The following is a 22,915-nucleotide window of genomic DNA, read 5'->3' as shown; positions in this document are numbered from 1 at the left end:
CAAATTTTTGTATATTATTAATCATAGGAAATTCAATAAATACAAAAAATTTCAAAAATGAAATATGTCGAAGATTGTAAAATGTCCAACATGTGATTGTCACATTGTTGTAAATGATAATGGAAAAACAGAATTCTGTATCAAAAATGAAAATAGAATAAACTAATTGAAAGCAAAAATGTTACGTTTTCTAGTAACGGATATTATTCCAATTAAAGAAACAACAAGTATCAAAATTGCAATAGTACCAAATTCAGGTGCAACTACCATTCCAAATTCAGTTTCTTGTCCAGTGTTTCGTATGTTTTCAAATTTAATTATTGTAGGACCTGTTTGATCTTCAGCAAAGGTGTATTTTTCAAATTCACCACCAACTTGTGCCACTCCAGATACACGATGTATCTCTTGACCATTTTGGATAATTACAAATGTATAGTCAGAGTTTCTCAGAGGTTCGTTTGTCCATCCATCTCTAATGGTAAAAACAAAGTTTGTCTCAACTCCTGGTTCAAGGTCTATAGGATCCCATGACAAATTGACCTTAAAGTCCTCACTTTTTGTAAATGCCTCCAATGGAAAAGATGGTTTGTCATTTGTAGTTAAAGTAAAAACAATATTGTCAGGTAGAGGTTCATCAGATTTTTTCATTTCATTTTTTATAAATCTTAGATGATCCTGTAACAAAACAAAGTGAACTATTCTTTCATCTTCTTCTGTATAATCATCAATGGATACTGAAGCCTTGAATAATTCAATTCCATTTGCGTATCCAGAATAACTAGGAGTCAAAAATTCAACAAAATCTTTAGGAAAATGTACTTCTTCGTGCACAACTGGAATGTGAGACATGCTGCCCTCACTCCAATCAAAAGGCATCTCAAAAGTTACTTTTTTTGCAATAGGATCATACTGGAAATTTTGTATTTTGTCAAAATAGGATTTCATTCTAAATTCAACACCATTTCCTTCAGCGTCTTTTTGTGGATGAGAACTAGTCTCAACAAGTGTCAAATCGGCACGATATACGCCTGAATCTTCTATGATATTTGTTGGCTCATCAATTGTTCTGACTTCAATTTCAAAAGTAAATAATCCACCTGAATCAAAAACAGGTCCGGCAATCTCTATTGGAGATGATTCAATTCCATGATATGCTCCTAAAAGTGAGTCTTGTTCTCCATTAATTACAAAATTATCATATCCTTGCTGGGACAATACAGTTATTGGTAAAACACCATTTTCTGTGAAAAAGTAATTTCTGAAAATCATCTCATTGCTATGAAACAACCCAATGAGAAATGTCACATTTTTTGCAGGCTCGTCTGTCTCTTTGTCAGTTGCAGTGATTGTGATTTGCTCTTGCTCATTTTCGAAATACATTGGCATCTCTACAGAAATTGAGATTTCTTTTCCAGCAACATCTACTGAGGATATGGTATCAATTCCCAATCCATGACCATAGACACTGCTTACAGGAAACAACAAACAAGCTGCCAATGCCAATATTGAAAATTTTGTAATTGACATCATCTCAAATCTTACCCAGGGCTATTTTATTGTGAGTAGTTCTTCAACCTTTTGAAGTAGTTCAGGCATTGTCGTAGCCTCCAATATTGGTTGTAAGTCATGAGGATCTTTTGCTCCAAGTGCAGAAAGCGAGTAAATGTAATCAATTGTAGGAGTGTCAGTTGTAAGATAATATTGCTCCAATACATGATCCAATGAATGTGGTTCAACTACTTGTGGTAGTGCTTGTTTTACAATCTTCTTTTTCCATAACTCTACTAGTTTTTCCCATTGCTCAAGAGAAATGTTCTCATCAATTTCAGGAATCATTTCAACTTCAGCTTGAATGTACATCTTTGCTTCAGTTCCAATTTTTTCATGTATCTCAGAGATTTGTTGATGGCCTTCAACTGAAAGGGGATCATAGTTTTCAGGTTGAGGGATTGAAGGTGAAATAATTTTTTTAATTTTAAATGAATTTCGTCCAAGTGTTTCAATGTGGAGTTGCAGTCCATCCATTTCAACGTCTTCACATTTTGTAATTTTAGCAATAGTTCCTACAGTCTTTGGAGAATTCCAACCACTAACAGAATTTGTCTCATCAATTAGACATACACCAAACTGACCATCACCTAACATACAGTCATCAACTAGCTGCTTGTAGCGAGGCTCAAAAATTCTCAAAGGGAGTTCTTGTCTTGGGAATAATACCAAGTCTAGAGGAAAAATCGGAATAACTTTAGTTTCAGCCAATAACCATGATGAAACGTCTCTAGATATATGGAATACGGATTCTAAAATCCGTTTTCGTTTAATGTCAAGCCCAATAATGCAGCACGAGTGTGTTTTCCGTATTCAGCTTGCTCAAAGTATTTTGCATTCTTGGTTTTGTCAATATCAGTTGAGATTTCATCAATTCTTGGAAGAGGATGCAAAATTATGCTATCTTCTTTCATTTGTTTTAGCAAGTCTAATCCAACAACATAGCTGCCCTTTACTTTGAGATATTCTTCTTCATCAGGGAATCTCTCTTTTTGAATTCTTGTCACATAAAGAACATCCAAGTCATCAATGTGATCTTCAATGTTTGTAGATTCAGTATAGTCTAATCTCTGTTTGATTTCATAAGTAGAATCAGATCTAATTCTTAGTGATTCTGGAGAAATTAATCGAACATCAACATCATAGTTTCCAAGTCCATATAGCAAAGAGTAAACTGTTCTGCCATACTTTAGATCACCAACAATTCCAATTTTTAGTCCATCAATCTTTTTCTTTTCTTTTTTAATTGTAAACAAATCCTGAATTGCTTGAGTTGGATGTTCTTCGGTTCCACTGCCAGCATTGATTACAGGTTTGTCTGAAACTTCAGCTGCAAATCTACTAGAGCCATCTAATGTATGGCGTAAAACTAGGACATCAGAATAAATCGACATCATTTTAACAGTATCAGCCAAGCTCTCACCTTTCTGAGTTGATGAGGAATTTGTATCAGCAATTCCTAAAGAGTTTCCTCCAATGGAAGCCATTGCAGAATCAAAACTTAGACGAGTTCTAGTACTTGGTTCATAGAACAGATATGCCAATGTCTTTCCCTTACAGATTTCTCTCCTATCAGAGGGATTCAACTGCATAATTTTGTCAGTAGACGCAAAGACTTTTTCGAGTTGATCCTTGCTAAAGTCCTTAATTGAGATTATGTCTTTTTGGTAGAACTCGTTCATTCTCTCAATGATATATACAGGTGGGTATACAAAGTATTCTGATGGAACAGTCCGAACTTATGGTTCGACGAATCAAAGAAGGCACTGTAATTGACCATATTGATGAAGGTAAGGGTCTTCAGGTAATCAATGCTTTGAGAATTGACGGTAAAGATGGCAGTCTAATTACCATAGCATTGAATGTTCCAAGTGGAAAATTTAAGAAAAAAGACATCATCAAAGTTGAAAACAAGTTTCTAAAAGACGATGACACAAACAAGATTGCAGTAATTGCACCTAAAGCTACTATCAACATGATAAAAGACTACAAGTTGGTAGAAAAGAGAAGAGTGTCACTACCAAATGAGATTGACAAGATATTTCGATGCTCAAATCCAGATTGCATTACAAATAGTACTGAGCACATAGAGTCAATTATGGATGTAATTGACAAGGAAGGAACTGTTCTCAAGTGCAGGTATTGCGCAAGAGTACTGGATGTAAACCAGCTAAAATATAATTAAAAAATTTTAAAAATTGAAAAATATGTTGTTTAGGACTATTGTCCTAAGATGATAAACATCATGACTATACCGTAGATTGCGATTGATTCGACCATACCTACGAAGATGAACACCTTAGATTGTAAAGCTGGGTTCTCACTAATGACTGCAAGACCTGCTGCACCTACTTGACCAAGACCGATACCAGCACCAAATGCTGCAAGACCGAATGCTAGACCAGCACCGAGAATTTTCAATGAGTCTGAACTTCCTGCTGCGTCACCTTCTGCTGCATAAGCAAGACTAGTAGATCCTGAAATAGAAATTACAGCTGCTGCCATAAGTAACAAGACTATAGTTTTCATGGATGTTGTGCCTCCTCAAAGTCCATATTTAAATCATGGTGAGATTGGATTATACTTTTTCTAGTGCTTTCTTTTTGAAAGAACTTAGATCGTCTTTAACAGACTTTGCAAAATTTTCATGTTCGCTTTCTAGTGATCTTTTAGAATCTTCAATTATTTTTTTGATTTCTTCTTTTCCCATTATTATCTACTCTCCATCTTAGCCTTGACTTTTTTTAACTTTGCGAATTCTTCTCTTTCTCTTTCCTCAAGAGTAGCAATGATGAATCTTACTTTTTGTTGATATTGAGGAATAATGACATTCTCAAGTGCGTTAAGTAATTTCTGAGTCTTTTCCAATGCTTTTGCAAGACTGAAAATTGAATTTTCATATTCTGCAGCTTTACAGATTTTTGGTAATAGTTCTTTGATCTGTTTTGCTGCTCTATCAATTGAAGAGTTTGTATCAGCAAAGCCGTATGGCATTGATTTTGTATCTTTTTCAGTGACAGATAGTGCAGGAATTTTTACATCAACTACTCTTCTGACATTAACGTCTACTTCCATAACAGAAGGAGTGGATTCGGCAACAGAGTCTACAGTTGAAGAACCTAATGCCAAGTATGCTTCGTTTACAGAACTGTAGATGTCTTGGAGTGGCTCCCAGATTCCACCTCTAGCTTTTGAGGCTTCTTCAATCATCTCTTCAATGTTTTTTAGAAGGACTTTACGCTTGTCATCTAGAATTTTCTGCACCATTACGGCTACTTGACTAGATTTTTTGTATTTGAAAAGTTCAATTTTTGTAGCAGCAACATTTTGTCCAAACGACATTTTGCTACTCTTCCTTGTAATATTGATCTACGTACTTGTCTTTGATTTTTGTAATTTCGTTCTTTGGTAGTTTGGATACAATCTTCCATAAGATACCTAGTGTTTCTTCAATAGTTCTATTCTCATCAGTTGCTTGGGTGAGGAACTCATTTTCAAAGACATCACCGACATCCATGTATTTCAAATCAATTTCAGTAAGTCCTGCTTTACCTACAATTCCTGCAAGTGCTCTGACTTCCTGTGCTCTAGAGTATGCATCATAAACTTGATTTGAAATTTCACCATGATCTGCTCTGGTACTTCCTTCACCAATACCGTCTTTCATCAGTCTTGAGAGACTCATCAGGATGTTTACTGGAGGATATACTCCTTGTCTGAACAAGTCTCTACCAAGTACAATTTGTCCTTCTGTAATGTAACCAGTAAGATCAGGAATTGGGTGAGTAATGTCATCAGAAGGCATTGACAAGATTGGAACTTGTGTAACACTTCCTTTCTTTCCGTTTAGTTTTCCTGCTCTTTCATAAATTGTTGAAAGGTCAGTGTAAAGATAACCAGGATAACCTTTTCTTCCAGGTACTTCTTCTCTTGCTGCACTAATCTCTCTGAGTGCTTCTGCATAGTTTGTCATATCTGTAAGAATTACAAGAACGTGCATTCCTAATTCAAATGCCAAATATTCAGCAACTGTTAATGCAACACGAGGAGTAATAATTCTCTCAATTGCAGGATCATCTGCTGTGTTTAAGAAAAGAACACTTCTTTTTAGAGCGCCAGATTCTTCAAGACTTCTTCTGAAATATTCTGCTTCACTGTATTGCACACCGATTGCTGCAAAGACTACAGCGAAATCATCTTGTGTACCAATTACACTTGCTTGTCTTGCAATTTGAGCTGCTAAGAGGTTATGTGACATACCAGAACCTGAAAAGATTGGAAGTTTTTGGCCTCTAACTAGAGTAATCATTCCATCAATTACAGATACACCAGTTTGAATGAAATCTTTTGGATATTCACGTTGTTCTGGGTTCATTGGTTCACCGTTAATGTCAATAAATTTATCAGCAATAGGATCTGGAAGTCCGTCTTTTGGTCTACCTAAACCATCAAAGACTCTACCAAGTACTTCTCTTGAAACTGGCATTTCCATAACTTTGCCTACAAACTTTGCGTTTGTTGCGGCAATTGATAATCCGGTAGTTCCCTCGAAAACTTGGACGATTGCTTTACCGTTTCCAACTTCAAGAACTTTACCTAATCTTCTTTCCCCATCTCTAGTTTCAACTTCAACTAATTCGTCAAATGCTGCATTCTCAACGTCATCTACAATAACTAGAGGACCTTTGATTTCTGCAATCTTACTGTATTGAACTCCGCCTTCTGCTGTCAATTTGATACTTTCACTCCTGTAATTGATTTGAATTCTTCTTGCATATCTGAATCTAGTTGATCAAGTTTTGGCATCTCATCATCTTTGATATCCATTCTTGCTTTGAGTAATGAAGTAATACTTTTCATTGCACGGATATCTGCAAGAGGTGTTCCTTCCTTGATTGCTTGCTGACCTTTCTTGTAAAAGTCAACTAGTAATTTCATTAGTTTGTATTGTTTTTCTGGGCTACAATAAGTGTCAACATCATCAAATGAGTTTTGTTGTAAGAGACCAATCTTTACCATTCTTGCAACTTCAAGAATTAATTTTTCTTCATCTGGAAGTGCTTCAGGTCCTAAGAGTCTAACAATTTCTTTGAGTGTATCTTCTCTTTGTAAGACACCATAAACTTCACTTCTAAGACTTAACCAGTCTTCGCTGATGTTTTCTCCCCACCACTTTGCAATGTCTGCAAGATAACCAGAGTAGCTGTTCATCCAGTTAATTGATGGGTAGTGTCTAGAGTATGCTAGCTTTGCATCCAAAGCCCAGAATGTTTTGATAAATCTCATGGTGTGAGTTGTAACTGGTTCTGTAAAGTCACCACCAGATGGTGAAACAGCACCAATCAAAGTTACAGAACCATCACGGTCTGGACTTCCTGCTGCTCTAACACGACCTGCTCTTTCATAAAATTCTGCTAATCTTGATGCAAGATATGATGGATAACCTTCTTCTGCTGGCATCTCTTCTAATCTACCACTCATCTCTCTGAGTGCTTCTGCCCATCTACTTGTTGAATCTGCTACAAGTACAACATCTTTACCCATATCTCTGTAATATTCTGCAATTGTTACACCAGTGTAGATACTTGCTTCTCTTGCTGCTACTGGCATGTTACTTGTATTTGCAACAAGGACTGTTCTGTCCATGAGTGGTTTTCCACTACGTGGGTCTTTGAGATGTGGGAACTCGACAAGTACTTCTGTCATTTCGTTTCCTCTCTCACCACAACCGATGTAAACTACAACTTGGGAATTTGCCCATTTTGCAATTTGGTGAAGTGTAACTGTCTTTCCTGTTCCAAATGCTCCTGGGATTGAACCTGTTCCTCCCTTTGCAATTGGGAAGAATGTGTCAATTACACGTTGTCCAGTAAGTAGTGGAACGGTTGGATCGTATCTGTTCTTGTATGGACGTGGTTTTCTTACAGGCCATCTGTGATACATTTTGAGTTCGATAGTTTCACCTTCGCCCTCAGTTGTTGCTAATACAGTTTCTAAATCATAATCTCCTTCGGATACAATGTTTGCAATTTTTCCACCTTTGTGGTCTGGTGGAACCATAATAGAGTGCTCAATAAGATCAGTTTCTTGGACAGTGCCAATGACATTTCCTGCTGCTACTTCATCGCCATTACTAACTGTTGGAACAAAGTGATACTTTTTGGTCATGTCAACTGGAGTAGTTGTAATACCTCTTCCGATAAAGGAACCAGAAGCTTCGGATAATGCTCTTAGTGGTCTTTGAATTCCATCATAGAGTTGTCCAATAATTCCAGGACCTAACAAAACGCTAAGTGGGTTTCCGGTACCAATTACTGGTTCACCTGGTTTTAATCCACTGGTTGATTCGTAAACTTGAATGAATGCTACATCTCCGGTTAATCTAATTACTTCACCGACTAATTTTGAATCTCCTACAGTTACAGTTTCATACATTTTTGCTTCAGACATACCGTCTGCTCTAACTGCAGGTCCACTTACCCAAACAATTCTACCTTGAGCTGCCATCTTATTCTCCTACCCCGAATTTGGATGCAATCTCTTTCCTTATTAAAGGCTTCAGACGTTCAATTCTTGCATCGATAGTATTGTCAAATGTCATTGCACCATCTTTTGATTTTACAACAATTCCACCAAGACAATCAATTGTGTCAGAAGACATTTCAGCTCCAGAGAATTGAGATAAAGTTGATTGAACTACGTCTTTGTCTTTTGCATTTGTAGTAATTGTAATTTCTGAAGTTCCCAAAATTTGGGTTGCTTCTTCAATCATTGTTTTAATTAAATTAGAATAATCACCACTGCGATCAGCATTTGCAATTTGTTCAAGTGCTTTTGAGAATACTTTGCCGACTGCATCTTCTAATGCCATTAATTGCTTGTTTCTAGCCTCAATATCGGCACTTCCCATAATCTGTTTTTCAATTTTATCGGCTTCTTTCTTTCCATCTGCAATAATTTTATCAAATTCTTGTTCAAGTTTAGGAACAGAATCATCAAGGGTTTTGAGAGATTCATTTAGAGCAGATTCAACATTGGAAATGACTGATTTTTCAGTTTGTTCAAGAATTTTGCTAATAGTGGTTTCTAAAGCAGAATTTGCCAATGAGTCGCGTAAATCCGTAATAGATTTTAATGTTTGGGAATTGCAATTCAGAAAGATATTAAAATCAAAGGAATTACCGTTGGATTATCTTGGTAGTAGCCGATCTAAAACTTGGAAGTGTAATTTTACCAAGAAGCGAGTCTCCAAGTGCAGTTTCCAGATTAACAGAATTTGAATGGTTTCACAAAATCGATACTGAAAATGACTTAGTCACACCAGAAATCGATGATCTTCTCTTAGAGGCACAAAAAACCTACCAATCAATTGATGATGTAGTAAAAGGACTAGGAGTCCCACCAACTGTAGGAATTCTAGAGATTTTGTTCAAAGGAACCATCATCAAAAAGAAGGATTACGAGATTGGAGAAATTGAGGACATGGTAGAGGATCTCAAAAAGAGGACTCCATCAATAATTGATGAACCTGCAAAACTTCTAGAAGAAGAGGCAGACACAAAACGAGGAATTGAAGAGTATCGTTCACTAAAAGAGACTTTGGAAGTTGCAAAAAAACTCAACATTGATCTTTCAGGATTTGGATTGATGAAGTATTTCTACACAAATCTCTTTGTGATAGATTCTGGAGACTTTGAAGAAATTAGCAGAGCATTAGAAGGTATTACATTTTACAAATATGATTTAGAAAGTAAAGAAAAAGCCGCAATCTTGGTAATTTGTGGAATAGATGATTCTGAGAAAGCACTCAAGGTACTTAGAGGATTCAATGCAAATCCATTTTCCATCCCAGATGGCATGTCACAGATTCCATCAGAGGCATATGCCACTGCTGAGACAAAACTAAAAGAACTTACAGCAAAACAGGCACAAATTACAAAACAGATTGCAGGAATTAAGAAGAGCATTAGACGTGATATCCTAGTATTACATGAAGAAGCACTTGTTGCAAAAGATGTTCTTGAGACTTTGAGAAAGCCAGGTGGAACTAAACACTTTGCACTCATTCAAGGATTCATCCCAAGCAAGATGGAAGAGAAATTCAAGAGCATTACAGATCAATGGACTTCATTAACTGAAGAAATTACTGATCCTAAACACAAAGAGCAAATTCCTACATTATTTGATAATAAAAAATTCGTTAGAACTTTTGAAGTAATTACAGAAAGTCAAGGAATTCCAAGAAAAGGAGAAGCAGATCCTACACCGATGATTGCCCTAATGTGGCCAATTTTCTACGGATTAATGTTTGCAGATTTGGGTCACGGTTTGTTATTGATGGGAATGGGATTGCTATTCAAATTCAAAGGACAAGGTAATCTCTCCAGATGGGGAATGTTGATTGCTATTTCTGGTGCCTCAGCTGCTATTGCAGGTGTTGGTGCAGGAGAAGCGTTTGGTTATCACCTTGATCATATGGGACCATTAGAAGGATTGTTAGAAGAAGGAGGAGCGCTGCATTCAGTAAGTTTCATTGTAGGTATTCTCAGTGTTGCAGAATTAACATTTGAACAAGTAATCAATATTCTCAAAGTGTCATTATTCATTGGAATTATCCACCTTGTTTGGGCAATGATTCTCAGAATTAGAAGATTAGCTAAAGAAGGTCACAAGATTGTCATGTACTTGGAAGCAATTCCAAACATCACACTCTATGGCGGTATTGTAGTTATCATGATGTGTGCAATTGGTTCACAATATGACGTAATGAACATGTATTCCAAAGTACACACAGAAGCTGTTCCATGGGTTACAATATTCCTAGGAGAATGGGCACAAGTTTGGATTATTACAAGAATTGCAGTAGTAATTGTAATTGCATCTATGGCAATGATGATGGTTGGAGGCATAATGCATGCAAAGAAACATCCTGAAGATGGAGGTTCGGCTGCAAATGTCGTAATGGAAGTATTCCTTGGCAAGACAGTAGAAAGTTTAGCTCACACAATTAGTTATGCCAGACTTGGAATTATGTTACTGGTGCATGCAGCACTGTTACTGACAGTAAATAATGCATTTAGTTCACTTGGAGGTACAGAATCAGTTGGTGCATGGGCAATGATTATTGGAGGTAACTTGGGAATTATGATGATTGAGGGATTGATTGTGTATATCCAGTCACTCAGATTGCATTTGTACGAATACTTTACAAAATGGTATGATGGTGGTGCACAACCATTCAGACAAGTTAGACCAGAATTGATTTACAACCAATTCATTTGGAAAAAGAAATAAAATTTAAAAAAAGAATCTAGTCGCCTTTAGCTTTATCGTGTCCCTTTTTAGCAGCATCTTTTGTTCCTTCATATCCTTTGGTTCCAAGTTCTGCACCTTTCTCAACACCTTTCTTGCCAAGGTCAGTTCCTTTTTCAACACCAGATTCTGCAGTGTCTTTGAGTTTCTTTAGAAAGCCCATGAACTTTTAGAGATTTTCTAACATAAAAGACTGTCAGGAATTTCCTAAATCTGGTTATGTTTCTATCATATTAACAGAAATCTTTGTCATAGGTCTTGACAATTCATCAGGAACTACAATTAGCAACCCACCATTCTTATCAACCCCACTACATTCTCCTGAGAATTTTTGGAAGTTGTTTGCATAACATCCATCATTAGAATAATACTCAAAGTTTTCAGGATACATGAAATAGTACCATTGTTGAACACGAGATGGTACAAAATACACATCAAATCCTATAGTATCATCATTAACAGATACTGTGTACTCGTAGTTTGTTGATTCTTTGGAGGTACAAATTGGAACAAATTGTGCAAATCCGTTTTGGAGTTTTTGTTTTTGAGATTCATCTGAATAAGCAGAATTAGGAATAGAAGATTCTTCTTCAAAGAAATTTAGACTGTATCCAATAAAATCAAGACCAGTCTTTGCATAATGGAACCACTGAGATTCGCAATCTCTATAATCATATTGTACTGCAACTACGGGTTTACTATTAACATACTGAAGTCCATTTTGTCTTTGTTTTGCACCATGTTTAGTAATGTCAGATTGTTCTTCATCTCCAGGAACTATTTCACGTTCCCATGTAGTTGTAACATCAACGATTAGATTTCTAGGATAGCTCTTCCATTCTGGTTGAAAATGAACATAGTTTGCATATTCATTTGTTTGACTAATTTTAACAGTATCTCTTGATTCTCTATAAGTTCCAAAAGCATCATCTACAACAATTACTGAAAATAGAATAGTAAAACTAACTATTAATGAAACACGAAGTATATTCATTCCTTAATTACATCTCCCATATTTTTTGCCATCGTAAAGCTACAAAAAGATAATCCACAATTTCCACAAGAGAATTTATCATCATCAAAGGTAATATTTTGTGAACCACATTTCAGACAGTTTTTACTTGAAATCATGATATAGTATACACAAGAATGGATATATTTTTCACGGAAAAATATTTTTCCAGAAATGTCCAGATTGGACAAAAAAACAAGTTCAATTATATGAATTAGGTATAATATGTCCAGATTGGAAAATCATAATTAATAGCAATCGGCATTTGATTCATGGTAGATGAGATTGATAAAATCATTCTAACAGAATTAGGAAAGAATGCTAGAAAATCATCTAAAGACATTACAAAGATTTTACAAAATATGAATTACCATATCACAGATAGAGGAATAAGACACAGATTACAAAGATTAGAAAAAAACAAAACAGTTGTAGGCTATTCTGTTACACTGAATCCAGAGTTAATTTCAGAAAAAGTTAATCGTACAATAGTTTTGAAATTCAAATTTACTAAAGACACACCAGAGTTAATCAACAGACTTACAGAATATGTTAATGAATCACATTTTTGCACATATTCCAGCAGATTAAATGGGGATTTTGATTGGATTTGTCATTTTATTTTTGATTCTATAGAACAATTTGATTTAGAGACAAACAATTTCTTGAACAAATTTTCTGAATTGATATCAGATTATAGATCTTATGAATCAAATTTAGTCAAAAATACGCCATATACTATTTTTGATCAAGAGCACATTAATGAAAAGAAGCTTCAAGCTTTGAAGATACTTCAACAAATAAAAAAATATGATACATTAAATGAAAGACTTCAATCGATAGTAGAAAGTCTTGTAAAATATTTTGATGCAACATTTGCGAGAGTTTGGTTTGTGGATAAATCTGAGAAATCATTAATTTTACGATTTAGTGCAGGAAAATACAAAAACGTGAAAGGCGAATTTTCCAAGGTTCCAATAAAATCGTTGAAGATAGGAGCAATAGTTACTACGAAAAAACCAATTGTTTCAAATGATGTCATACATGATCCACGAATAAAATATCATGATTGGGCAAAAAAAGAGAAACTCAAATCATTTGCAGGTTATCCTTTGATGTACAACAGAAAAGTAGTTGCAGTACTTGCATTGTTTAGTAAAAAACAGTTCTCGCCTTCAGATTTTGAGATTTTAGGCATGTTTTCAGACCAAATATCAAAGGAATTAACAGGATTTTTTGAAACAAAAGATTTTCTTTCTGAATAAATTTAGAATCTATCAGTAAAAACAACTTTGTCTAATGGAAGTTGCCCACCTCGAGGCATAGCAGGTTTGACTTGCTTTCCAATTGCCATCATCATAGTTATCACATGATCTTCTGGTAACTTGATTAGTTGTCCAACTTTTTCTGGATCAAACCCTATCATAGGATTTGAGTCATATCCCATAGATTTGGCAGCAAGCATTATGGTCTGAGCTGCAATTCCACAAGACCTCATTGCCTCATCTCTTTGCAATTGCTCTTTTCCTTCATAAAACATTCCCATTGCAGGAACCAAAAAGTCACGAGCTTCTTTTGGAGCATCCTTCCAGTATTGTGCAGGTTCTTTTTTCCAAGATTTCAAATCAGCACAAATTACCAATAGTAATGAAGAATCTGTTACCTGAGCTTGATCCCATGATGCAGTACGAATCTTCTTTCGTATTTCAGGGTCTTTTACCAAAACAAATCTCCAGTTTTGCATGTTAAATGAAGTTGGAGATAAAACTGCCAGAGACATTAATTTCTCAATTTCATCTTCAGAGAGTTTATGATTTGGATCATAGTGCTTTACTGAACGACGTTCTTTGATTGCATCAAAAGTATCCATAACTTTGATTGATTTTGCAACATTAATTGGTTTTTGCAAAGATTATTTTTTTACAGGAAGATCTAGTCGATTGCCCCATTCACCCCAAGAGCCCAGATAGACCTTAACATTTGAGAATCCAAGTTTTTTTAGAACCAAAAAAGAGTTGGCTGCCCTATAGGCGCCCTGGCAATATGTCACAATCTCAGTCTCTTTTGGGAAATCATACATTTTTGATAATTCCTCATCATTTTTGAAAGTCCCATCTTCTTTGAGGTTCTGACTCCAGTCAATATTGACGGCATTTGGAATATGACCTGATTGAGCAGCACGAATTGTACTACCATCATACTCTCCAGACGAGCGAGCATCAAGAATTTTCATATTTTCAAGATTATCTCGAATATGCTCAAATCCTGAAATTATCGCAGAATTGATTTTGCCTGAAAAATCAGATGGTTTGAATCCGTTTGGTTTTGTTTCAACTGCAAGATTTTCTTTTTGCCATTTTGTGATTCCTCCATCAAGCATCAGGACATCTTGATGAGAAAAATACATCAGCATCCATACTCCTCTTGCTGCAAGCATTCCAGAAACTGAATCATAAAAGATGACTTTTTTTTCAGGAGTTACTCCAAGAAAAGACAGTAGGGATTTTGACTGATTATTGAAATTCTCAATTCCTTGTTTTGTAGTATCAATCCAATGAAATGCAAACAAATCCAAATGAACTGCTCCAGGAATATGGCCTTCAGAATATTCTTTGAAAGAACGAGTATCAGCTATAATGAGATTAGGATCGTTTAGTATAGAATTTAGTTCATCAGTTGAAATTATCATGATTTGGATAAAATGATCAAATCTAAATTGATTTGGATTGAATAATAAAAAGAAGAAAAGAAAAGGGTTTTTCCTATTCGTTGACGTATGCTCTTTCGCCGTGCTGAGCCAAATCGAGACCAATCTCCTCTTCTTTAGGAGTGACTCTGATTCCGCCTGGCCATACTGCGTCCATTACCTTTAGGATTACAATGGTTATACCAAATGCATATGCAATTGATACTGCAGCACCGATGATGCTGATTGCTTGCTGTTCCATTCCTTCTGCAGTGCCAGTCCATGCACCAATACCGTCTCCGGTATCCCATACATGTGGACTTGCTAATGTACCAGTCAAAATTGCACCGGTAAGACCACCCATTCCATGTATTCCCCATACATCTAATGCGTCATCCCACTTTCTTGCATTCTTGAATGATACACATGCATAACAAACTGTACCAGCGGCAATTCCCATGATAATTGCAGCCATTGGACCTACCCAACCTGAAGCTGGAGTAATTGTTACTAATCCTGCTACTGCACCTGATGCTGCACCAACAATACTTGGTTTTCCTGTATGTGCCCATGACATCAAGACCCAAGTAACTGCGGCCATACCAGTTGCGGTATTTGTAACAGTCCATGCGCTGACGGTAATGCCGTCTACCATTACTTCACTACCTGCGTTAAAGCCGAACCATCCGAACCAGAGAATACTTGCACCAAGTACTACCATTGGGATGTTGTGTGGCTCCATTGGCACTTTGCCATATCCTAGTCTGCGACCAAGGACTAAGGCTCCAGCCAATGCTGCAAATCCTGAAGAAATGTGTACTACAGTACCACCAGCAAAGTCTAATGCAAACGTTGGCGATAAGTCTGGATCGAGGTCTAATCCACCTCCTCCTATGAAACCGCCTCCCCAGACCCAGTGTGCAATTGGATCGTAAACGAAGGTACCCCATAAGAGTACGAATATGACTAACGCACTGAATTTAATTCTGTCAATTAATCCACCAATGATAAGAATTGGTGTGATAATTGCAAAGGTTCCTTGGAACATTGCAAACATTTGGTGAGGAACAGTTCCTGGCCAAGATAGACTACAATATTCGCCTTCCTTAAATTCATTCATCTGATAGGCAGCTGACCACGTATCATGACATGGACCTAGTTCACCAATTGGTGCCCAGGCTGAAACCATGTTAAATCCAGCATAATCTAGACTTCCCATGAACATGTTTGCGCCTTCATCTGCGTTTGGAGCAAATGCTAGTGAGTATCCCCATAGAATCCATTGTACTGACATGAGACCCATAACAATGAGAGTCATACCAAGAACATTGACGACATTCTTTGATCTGGCTAAACCGCCATAGAAGAATGCGACACCTGGAGACATGAAGAGAACGAGTGATGTTGCGGTAAGCATCCATGCTGTATCACCGGTATCGATCATACAAGGTAGCATGCCACCTTCGCCATCATCAAACCAACATTCGTGAGGGTTACCAGTGTAAATTCCACTGGTTCCTTTTACATATCCGTCCATACCATCTTCAACACTTTGTGCATATGCCTGTGACATTGCACCTGTTGCTGTGATGGATACTGCGGCTACAAGTAATAGAGCATACTTGTAGTTCCTAGAATTCATTGAATTTATCGAAATTGGATTTTATTTAAGGGTTGGAGACTCAAGAATGTCTAGAAAAGTAAATTATTATATTTTAGTATATTCTGATAGTAACATAAAATATGGAAATTATGTTAAGATGATCGCAAATGGGTAAGTCAGATACTAAATTAGCAATTTTTGATACCTTCAAGACTAAGGGAGAAGAGCTTACAGGAGAAGCACAACGACAAAGAGCAATCATTGGAATTCTTGCAAGTGATGCTAATCCTGCTGAAAGAACTAGAACAGGATTATCACAAAAAATGGCAAAGAAACAAGGAATTGCCTGGAAGAATATCTATTCAGGAATTTTTAGAGATCTAGATGAGATACTTCTTCCTATGGGAATTGCAGAAGAAGATGGGAGATTACCACTTCAGAGAGGCCCTAAAGCTCTTCAAGAAAAGGGAATTCCATACTATCACCTTACAAAAAAAGGAGTTTTGATTGCCCTTTCAATTAATGATGTCAAGAATAGAAAGAATTTGCTAAGAGAGTTTTTTTCAGATTCAGAATCTGAAGAAAAAGAATTTGAGAAAATACTAGCCAGTCTATTAGAGAAGAGTCCAAAATTTGCATATTCTATTTTTCAGAAATATGTCAAGGCATTTTGTGATAATAAGATCAAGGAATTGCTCCCATTTGACCTTACAAAATTAAAGGATATTTCAGATGAGTCATTGGCAATTCAGAAAGAGATTCTGGTAGCTTTTGTAGAACTCTCAAAGCAGGAAAAAGAGGATGCCATTAAATTTCTAGATAGAATCACTTAGGATTTGTTCCTGTTTAGATCGCCAAACATTAAAATCCGTTACTCATAAACGATTTTCAAATGGGCAAAAACGTCTACGCATCAGTAAAGTCATACAGCCAAAGAGGAAAATTACTCACAAGAGCTGATTTTCAGACTTTGGCAGAATCAAGAGATCTTGATGAATTTATGACCAGAATCAAAAATACAGTTTATGGCGATTCAGTAAATGATGTTCAAAAACCATATACTTCCCAGGGAATCGAATCAGCCTTTAGAGGACAATTAGCTGACGTTCATTATTCCATTGCAAAGACTGCAGGTGACTCTGATATTCTTGATGCATATTATATGAAATTCATTATCTCAAATCTAAAATTAATACTCAAAGGAAAAGTCTTAGGAAAACCACAAGAAGAGATTGAAAATCACATCAATCTTCGTGCTGAAGAATTAGTTAAACAACGTGATGTTATCATCAAATCCCTTGTTGCAAAAGATCTTGAAGAAGCAGTCGCAAGTCTAAATTCAGTTCAATTTGGAGATGAGATTGCAAAGGCTGCAACACTTTACAATGAAACAAAAAACATACAGGTCTTTGATATATATTTTGATAAAATTTTGTACCAACAGTTAGGACGTGCTTTAAAGAATACAAGAGACAGAGATGTCATCAAGATTGTTGGAATGGATGTTGACTTTTACAATCTTCTCAGCGTAATTAGAGGAAAATTCTGGGGATTAGAAGAATCACAAATCCAAGACTTGATTGTGACTCAAACTCCAACTGTTCCAAGAGAGCTTCTCGGAAGAATGATGGCAACAGGTACAGTCAGAGATGCACTAAATGAGCTTGCCACAACCAAATACAAAGACATGATTCCACAAAATGAAAATGAGTTAGATGCAGTTGCTGAATTTGAAAGAGCATTTGAGATGAGCATTTACCATTCATCTGCTAGAGCATTTACCAAAATGTTTAGTTTTGCAACAATTATCGGAATCACAAAACTAACAGGATTTGAGGTAAGGAATTTGGCTGCAATTGCATATGCCGTAGAACAAAAAATCCCTACAGAAACAACCATGTCAAAATTGATTCTTGAAGAAGAATAGATCTGAAAATGATAAAATTTCCAAAGAAGAAAAATGAGATCACCACAGAGACAGTAATCAATACTATTTGGGTTAGTGCATTTATGGCCATGATATTTTCATTGCCACCTTTGGCATTGTTTTTGGGATTTTATTTTTGGGTAGGTGAATTAGTCATAGGGGCAATAGTAGGTTTTGGAGTACATTTTGTAACGTTAGCATTTGCAGGCAAAATCTCAAAATTTTTGACCAACATAATGAGTTAACCTATAAGGATCCAATTATCTAAGTGAAATACCATGATGGGAGATAGAGATTTTCGAACTACTATTCAAAACGCCATAAAATCAATTGGAAATGAATTAGAAATTGACATAGACTCTAAGGACTTTGAAACTATCCATCTTCAAGAAGTCGTTAGATGTATGAGACGCTCATACTATGATAGAGTGGAACCTCTAGAAATTGAAAGAAGAGGATTCAATGAACTTCTTTCAGGATTATTAAGAAAATTGGAATATGGTAGTAATCCAAAAGATTTTGAGATTAACGAATTAAAGCTTCGCGGACAAGCAGATATGATTGTAGATGATGCAATTCTCTTATTCAGATCAGCTACTGATGAATTAGAAAATCCTCATGCAAGTGATGTTTTGTATCTTAATGCATGCATGTGGATATATGACAAAGAAGACGGGATGGTAGTATACATCACAGGAGATAGAAAAGAATCAACATTTTCACTAACACGTAACAAAAAGATGTTTGAAGATACCATACGCAGGGTAAGGGTTCTAAACAATCTTCTCAAAGAAGAAAAAACACCAATCTTAGAACCATCTGCTGAATGTACCGAATGCCAATATTACGAGAGATGTTTCACAAAGAGAAAGAATACCAAACAGACGTCTCTTGCCGAAATGCTAGGACTTGGCAAACAAGACTAGTTAGATAAATGAAAAATATTGTAAAGGAATAATTTCCTTTTTGTTTAATCTAGTGGTTCTGGATGTCCTTTACCACGAAGAGCGAAACACACTACTGCTAGTGCAATTGCGACTCCTGCTGCTGCGCCGAAAGCGGCCATTCCTGCTTCTGCCATTTGATAAAATCCCAATGAAATTGCTTTTATAACTTTGCCAATATTTTGTCTCTAAAAACAAATTATCATAATTTTATAATTTTATGATACTATTGAGTAAATTCAAAGAATAGTTCGTTTTCCTGACCACTTGTCATGGAACTTAAATTGTAAAACACGACACCTGAAACTTTCCAAGTGTTTGTATCTGATTCAAAAGCAGACCATAATTCAGGAGTGTTACCAGAATTTCTTAACACAATCTCATCTCGTAGTATGATAGAGTTTCCACCAAGTAGAGTGTAGTAATTGGAACCAAATTCCACCATTCCTTCAGCTCTATGTCCAATTTGTCCGCCGCCAAGTTGTTCAGATTGAGAATATCCTGTTTCATACAATTGGTAATCCATAGTTGTAACAATCATAGAACGATCATTAGGATTTGTAATTTCAAATGCAACATCAATTGTTGCAGAACGTTCAGATATTTTTGAAACAACAATTTCTTCTAACTCAATTTCAAGAGGTCTAATTTGAGGAATATCTGAATCACCAGACGTTTGTGGAGATTCTATATCAATGGAAGGTCCCATAATCAAAATTCCACCTAATATTGCAGCAAGTGCAGCAACTGCAACTCCAACAAAAATTCTAGGATTCATAATTCTTGCAAACTCCTTTGATTTCTTAAATGTTGAGATAGTTATTATACCATTGGGGAGGGAGAAAAATTATGCAATATTTTCAAGCAGTACAACAAGGTAAACAAAGAGCAGGAAAATCTCAAATGAAGATGTTTGAGGCAGCAGGATTTGGAATGTTGACTTTGACTACAAAGAAAGTAGATGGAAAATTCCAACCAGTAGGAGATGAAGATTTTACAGCAGTTGTTAATTCAGAAGAAGGGCATGTAGCCATAATTGTAGATAATGATGGGTATACCAAGGCTCAATCAAAAGCGCTTGAAAAAGAGGAAGCTCTCTCAATTTACAAAAAACTCAGAGATTCAGGAGTTGAAGAATATCCTGGAAAAGAGATCCTAATATGGACTGAAACTAGACCCACAATTCAAAATGAATCCTAAAGTTATTTTTTTGGAATAATTATCTCAGTTCCAAAATTACCACCTTTAATGGCTTTTTCAATAATTTTTGGACTGGCTTTAAGAATTCTTGTTTTAATTTTTGAGCGCTCAATAATTTTTAGTGCAACTATATCCATTAGATCATATCCTCCTGCTACAGAATCCTCATGAACTAACATGTTTTTGAGATTTTTCAATTCAATACGTTTGAATTTTTTTGCTTTTTTGAATTTGTTGGGATCCATATCATAAACTCCATCAACATCAGTAGCATTGAGAAATTGTTCAGCTTTAACTTTTTCTGCAATCAATGCAGCAGTTCCATTGGTGCTTTGACCAGGATGAAGTCCCCCAGCAACCACAATTAATCCATCATCTACTGCATGTCTAACTTCTTGCAGAGTAGTTGGAGGATGAGAATATGCTCTGTTTTTTAGAGCATAAATCAATAGTTTTGCATTTAATCTAGAAATTTCAATTCCTAATTCATCAAGGGTTGACTCATCAGCTCCTGAAGATCTTGCATGATTGATGTAATGTCTAGCAATGTTTCCACCTCCAGCAATAATTATTGGCTGACAAACCTTACTGATCTTTACTAGAAATTCTGCCCAGTCTTTGAGAAGTTTAACATTGTCCATGGCAAAAACTCTGCCAGATAGTTTGATTACAATTCTTTTTTTCACTCTAGGTCACCAATGATGGATTTTGCGGCAATTTCAACTTTTTTTCTATTCTTTTGATGAGTATAGATTCTTAGGATATTCATAAAGCCAGAAATTGCCGATACTACGGGTATTTCAGAAATAGGCATCTCTTTTGCAGAAGATTTTCCACCCTCATTTGTAATTAGAATTATCGATTTTGACTCATTTTTTGATGGTGCAAGTGGAATAGAAGGGGTAACAGAACTATCAACAAAAATCTCATTTTCATCAACTTTAGATTTTTTGGATATAGCAGACCTGAGTTCATTTGTTTTTATTTTCTTTAGATTTTTTCTACTTGTCAAAATGCTCTCAAATACACATTTTAGCAATTTTCTATTTTGATAATCTTGTGCAAATTTTCTTGCTCGTTTTAATTTAGGAGTTTTTGAGGATATTAGACTAGAGAGAACATGTTCATCTGTTAGATGAACAAATTCATCTAGATTAAAAGTAGAGAATCCAAATTCATCATCTGAAGATCTTAATGCTTCAAGTAACATCACTTCTGCTGCTCTTACTGTTTTGTGAAAATATACTGCTTTGAACATTTGATATCTTGAATGCATCATAGATTCAAATGAATACAATGCTGAACGTTCTAACGCAAGTTTCTTTTGATGGACATCAAGGGATTGTGTTATTCTTTTATGATCAATTTTTGCATGTTCTGCTCCTGTAAAATAACCATCTCTAAGTAAATAGTCCATCATATCTGCACTAAGAGCACCTGAAACAATTTCATTCATGTATTGAAATTTTGAATCACCAAAGGCAATTTTTGTTACAAGTTTTTTATCAAAACCATTTTTTGTTAAAATATCACCAATTTCAGATTTTAGAATAATCTCTTTACCAAAATCTTCATGAGAAATTTTTTTTTCTTGAATTATTTCTTCAAACAGATGAGAAAATGGTCCATGACCAATATCATGTAAGAGACCTGCTAATCTGAGAATTTCAATATCATCAGATTTAAAAAATCCTTTTTCATTTAGTGCATGTCCTGCCTGACTAGCAATGTGCATGACTCCAAGAGAGTGTTCAAATCTCGTATGTTGTGCTGCAGGGTATGTCAAATGGGCTCCTGATAATTGTCTAATTCTCCTTAATCTCTGAAAAATAGGATTATCAATTATGGGTAGTTCATGGTCATAAACTCGAATAAAATCATGAATAGGATCAATAATATCTAGATAATTTTTTTTCATAATCCTATTTTCTTTGAAAATGTTTTCATGATTTCTTCATGAACTTCTTGTTTAGATTTTGTAGCATCAATTATTTTCCAACGTTTTTTCTTTGCAGTGGTTTTGTAGATTCTAGAAATTTTTTTCAAAAATTCTTCATTTTTCTCAAATTTGTCTCGGTTGGTTTTTTGTCTGTTAAAGGATTCTTTTTGAGTTACATCAAGTAAGATTACAAGGTCTGCTTTGGGAAGTCCTACATCTAGATTTTCAAGCCATTTTTCTTTTATCCCATTTGCCAGACCATATACAAGATTTGAATGATAATATCTATTCATTATAAGAACAGAGTTTTTTTCTTGAGCATTTTTGATCTGTTCTAGTTTTTCCCATCTATTTGCAGACAACAAACAATGAATTACTTGTGGAGGAAATTTCCTTTTTCCATCAAGATACTTTCTAATCTCTTTTCCAATAGGGGTTTTGTAATCTGGAAAGTGAAACAATTTAGTTTTGATTTTTCTTTTTTTGAGTGCTTTTTCTAGCATAGTTGACTGTGTCAGTTTTCCTGCTTGATCTCCACCTTCAATTACAATTATCATAAGTTATCAAAACAGAGAAGTTAATTGATTAAAAATCTATCAAAGCAAATTCATTAGAATTTACGAATTGTTTATTATCTTCTAAAACTAATTCAAAATATGGCTGAAGAATATTCATGTGCTTATTGTGAATCAATTTTTGAGAGTAAAGATGATCTTTCAAAGCACATTGACAGAATTCATGGAG

General features: G+C 35.5%; 27 protein-coding genes. 8 read left to right on the top strand and 19 right to left on the bottom strand.

The window, feature by feature from the left end:
* Window positions 1-162: 162 nt before the first annotated feature.
* Genes ACQY22_RS03935 through pyrB form a run of 3 tightly spaced genes read right to left on the bottom strand, consistent with a single transcriptional unit; the run spans window position 163 to window position 3,230 of the window.
* Entirely contained in the window at window positions 163-1,530 is a 1,368-nt protein-coding gene (locus ACQY22_RS03935) for a PEFG-CTERM sorting domain-containing protein (RefSeq protein WP_428325234.1), read from the bottom strand.
* Between the two features lie 18 nt (window positions 1,531-1,548).
* Window positions 1,549-2,259: an LON peptidase substrate-binding domain-containing protein gene (locus tag ACQY22_RS03930; RefSeq protein ID WP_428325233.1), complete on the bottom strand. Its 711-nt coding sequence runs from the start codon at window positions 2,257-2,259 to the stop codon at window positions 1,549-1,551.
* 41 nt (window positions 2,260-2,300) lie between these two features.
* Entirely contained in the window at window positions 2,301-3,230 is a 930-nt protein-coding gene (gene pyrB / locus ACQY22_RS03925) for an aspartate carbamoyltransferase (protein WP_428325232.1), read from the bottom strand.
* Between the two features lie 41 nt (window positions 3,231-3,271).
* Between pyrB and pyrI the strand changes: the two genes are divergently transcribed.
* Window positions 3,272-3,733 (top strand): aspartate carbamoyltransferase regulatory subunit, encoded by a 462-nt coding sequence (gene pyrI, locus ACQY22_RS03920; RefSeq protein WP_428325231.1) that lies wholly within the window; start codon window positions 3,272-3,274, stop codon window positions 3,731-3,733.
* Between the two features lie 35 nt (window positions 3,734-3,768).
* Here the strand turns inward: pyrI and ACQY22_RS03915 are convergent, their stop codons facing one another.
* From ACQY22_RS03915 to ACQY22_RS03890, 6 genes are read right to left on the bottom strand one after another with little or no spacing between them, the layout of a single operon-like run.
* Window positions 3,769-4,077, bottom strand: coding sequence for an ATP synthase subunit C (locus ACQY22_RS03915; protein ID WP_428325230.1), 309 nt, complete (start codon window positions 4,075-4,077; stop codon window positions 3,769-3,771).
* A 49-nt stretch (window positions 4,078-4,126) separates the two neighbouring features.
* A complete protein-coding gene (locus tag ACQY22_RS03910) occupies window positions 4,127-4,258 on the bottom strand; it encodes a hypothetical protein (RefSeq protein WP_428325229.1) in 132 nt (43 codons plus the stop codon).
* A gap of 2 nt (window positions 4,259-4,260) precedes the next feature.
* The gene (locus tag ACQY22_RS03905; RefSeq protein WP_012216071.1) at window positions 4,261-4,890 is read right to left on the bottom strand and encodes a V-type ATP synthase subunit D; all 630 of its coding nucleotides are present in this window, start codon (window positions 4,888-4,890) and stop codon (window positions 4,261-4,263) included.
* Between the two features lie 4 nt (window positions 4,891-4,894).
* Window positions 4,895-6,280 carry a V-type ATP synthase subunit B gene (locus tag ACQY22_RS03900; protein WP_428325228.1) on the bottom strand — a complete coding sequence of 462 codons (1,386 nt, stop codon included), beginning with the start codon at window positions 6,278-6,280 and terminating at the stop codon, window positions 4,895-4,897.
* Window positions 6,277-8,055, bottom strand: coding sequence for a V-type ATP synthase subunit A (locus tag ACQY22_RS03895; protein WP_428325227.1), 1,779 nt, complete (start codon window positions 8,053-8,055; stop codon window positions 6,277-6,279). The genes ACQY22_RS03900 and ACQY22_RS03895 overlap by 4 nt, the downstream gene beginning before the upstream one ends.
* A 1-nt stretch (window position 8,056) precedes the next feature.
* Entirely contained in the window at window positions 8,057-8,653 is a 597-nt protein-coding gene (locus ACQY22_RS03890) for a V-type ATP synthase subunit E (RefSeq protein ID WP_428325226.1), read from the bottom strand.
* Window positions 8,654-8,742: 89 nt separating this feature from the next.
* On the opposite strand from ACQY22_RS03890, the gene ACQY22_RS03885 reads away from it, so the two are divergent.
* Window positions 8,743-10,842: a V-type ATP synthase subunit I gene (locus tag ACQY22_RS03885; RefSeq protein WP_428325225.1), complete on the top strand. Its 2,100-nt coding sequence runs from the start codon at window positions 8,743-8,745 to the stop codon at window positions 10,840-10,842.
* Window positions 10,843-10,858: 16 nt separating this feature from the next.
* Here ACQY22_RS03885 and ACQY22_RS03880 read toward each other — a convergent pair whose 3' ends face one another.
* From ACQY22_RS03880 to ACQY22_RS03870, 3 genes are read right to left on the bottom strand one after another with little or no spacing between them, the layout of a single operon-like run.
* Entirely contained in the window at window positions 10,859-11,023 is a 165-nt protein-coding gene (locus ACQY22_RS03880; RefSeq protein WP_428325224.1) for a hypothetical protein, read from the bottom strand.
* A 54-nt stretch (window positions 11,024-11,077) separates the two neighbouring features.
* A complete protein-coding gene (locus ACQY22_RS03875) occupies window positions 11,078-11,854 on the bottom strand; it encodes a hypothetical protein (RefSeq protein ID WP_428325223.1) in 777 nt (258 codons plus the stop codon).
* Window positions 11,851-11,991: a hypothetical protein gene (locus ACQY22_RS03870; RefSeq protein WP_428325222.1), complete on the bottom strand. Its 141-nt coding sequence runs from the start codon at window positions 11,989-11,991 to the stop codon at window positions 11,851-11,853. Before ACQY22_RS03870 ends, ACQY22_RS03875 begins: the two co-directional genes overlap by 4 nt.
* A gap of 153 nt (window positions 11,992-12,144) precedes the next feature.
* On the opposite strand from ACQY22_RS03870, the gene ACQY22_RS03865 reads away from it, so the two are divergent.
* Entirely contained in the window at window positions 12,145-13,137 is a 993-nt protein-coding gene (locus ACQY22_RS03865; RefSeq protein WP_428325221.1) for a GAF domain-containing protein, read from the top strand.
* A 2-nt stretch (window positions 13,138-13,139) separates the two neighbouring features.
* Here ACQY22_RS03865 and ACQY22_RS03860 read toward each other — a convergent pair whose 3' ends face one another.
* From ACQY22_RS03860 to ACQY22_RS03850, 3 genes are all read right to left on the bottom strand, one after another.
* Entirely contained in the window at window positions 13,140-13,781 is a 642-nt protein-coding gene (locus ACQY22_RS03860; protein ID WP_428325220.1) for a nitroreductase family protein, read from the bottom strand.
* Between the two features lie 3 nt (window positions 13,782-13,784).
* A complete protein-coding gene (locus ACQY22_RS03855) occupies window positions 13,785-14,561 on the bottom strand; it encodes a sulfurtransferase (RefSeq protein WP_428325219.1) in 777 nt (258 codons plus the stop codon).
* Window positions 14,562-14,634: 73 nt separating this feature from the next.
* A complete protein-coding gene (locus tag ACQY22_RS03850; protein WP_428325218.1) occupies window positions 14,635-16,200 on the bottom strand; it encodes an ammonium transporter in 1,566 nt (521 codons plus the stop codon).
* A 128-nt stretch (window positions 16,201-16,328) separates the two neighbouring features.
* Here ACQY22_RS03850 and ACQY22_RS03845 point away from each other — a divergent pair, with 128 nt between their 5' ends.
* The 4 genes from ACQY22_RS03845 to ACQY22_RS03830 are packed head-to-tail and all read left to right on the top strand — an operon-like array spanning window position 16,329 to window position 19,014.
* Window positions 16,329-16,994 carry a hypothetical protein gene (locus tag ACQY22_RS03845; RefSeq protein ID WP_428325217.1) on the top strand — a complete coding sequence of 222 codons (666 nt, stop codon included), beginning with the start codon at window positions 16,329-16,331 and terminating at the stop codon, window positions 16,992-16,994.
* A 59-nt stretch (window positions 16,995-17,053) separates the two neighbouring features.
* A complete protein-coding gene (locus ACQY22_RS03840) occupies window positions 17,054-18,088 on the top strand; it encodes a V0D/AC39 family V-type ATPase subunit (protein WP_428325216.1) in 1,035 nt (344 codons plus the stop codon).
* An 8-nt stretch (window positions 18,089-18,096) separates the two neighbouring features.
* Window positions 18,097-18,333 carry a hypothetical protein gene (locus tag ACQY22_RS03835; RefSeq protein ID WP_428325215.1) on the top strand — a complete coding sequence of 79 codons (237 nt, stop codon included), beginning with the start codon at window positions 18,097-18,099 and terminating at the stop codon, window positions 18,331-18,333.
* A 33-nt stretch (window positions 18,334-18,366) separates the two neighbouring features.
* Complete coding sequence (locus ACQY22_RS03830) at window positions 18,367-19,014, top strand: Dna2/Cas4 domain-containing protein (RefSeq protein WP_428325214.1); 648 nt, start codon at window positions 18,367-18,369, stop codon at window positions 19,012-19,014.
* 244 nt (window positions 19,015-19,258) lie between these two features.
* Here ACQY22_RS03830 and ACQY22_RS03825 read toward each other — a convergent pair whose 3' ends face one another.
* Complete coding sequence (locus ACQY22_RS03825) at window positions 19,259-19,810, bottom strand: hypothetical protein (protein ID WP_428325213.1); 552 nt, start codon at window positions 19,808-19,810, stop codon at window positions 19,259-19,261.
* A 71-nt stretch (window positions 19,811-19,881) separates the two neighbouring features.
* Between ACQY22_RS03825 and ACQY22_RS03820 the strand changes: the two genes are divergently transcribed.
* On the top strand, window positions 19,882-20,232 hold the full coding sequence (locus ACQY22_RS03820; RefSeq protein ID WP_428325212.1) for a hypothetical protein: 351 nt from the start codon (window positions 19,882-19,884) through the stop codon (window positions 20,230-20,232).
* Between the two features lie 2 nt (window positions 20,233-20,234).
* Here the strand turns inward: ACQY22_RS03820 and pyrH are convergent, their stop codons facing one another.
* The 3 genes from pyrH to tmk are packed head-to-tail and all read right to left on the bottom strand — an operon-like array spanning window position 20,235 to window position 22,728.
* Window positions 20,235-20,918, bottom strand: coding sequence for a UMP kinase (pyrH, locus tag ACQY22_RS03815; RefSeq protein ID WP_428325211.1), 684 nt, complete (start codon window positions 20,916-20,918; stop codon window positions 20,235-20,237).
* Window positions 20,915-22,150, bottom strand: a complete 1,236-nt coding sequence (locus ACQY22_RS03810; RefSeq protein ID WP_428325210.1) for an HD domain-containing protein — start codon at window positions 22,148-22,150, stop codon at window positions 20,915-20,917. Before ACQY22_RS03810 ends, pyrH begins: the two co-directional genes overlap by 4 nt.
* Window positions 22,147-22,728, bottom strand: coding sequence for a dTMP kinase (tmk, locus tag ACQY22_RS03805; protein WP_428325209.1), 582 nt, complete (start codon window positions 22,726-22,728; stop codon window positions 22,147-22,149). Before tmk ends, ACQY22_RS03810 begins: the two co-directional genes overlap by 4 nt.
* Window positions 22,729-22,915 lie beyond the last annotated feature (187 nt).

The sequence above is a fragment of the Candidatus Nitrosopumilus sp. genome (assembly GCF_965263415.1).
Lineage (GTDB): Archaea > Thermoproteota > Nitrososphaeria > Nitrososphaerales > Nitrosopumilaceae > Nitrosopumilus.
This window is presented reverse-complemented; position numbering and strand designations above follow the sequence as displayed.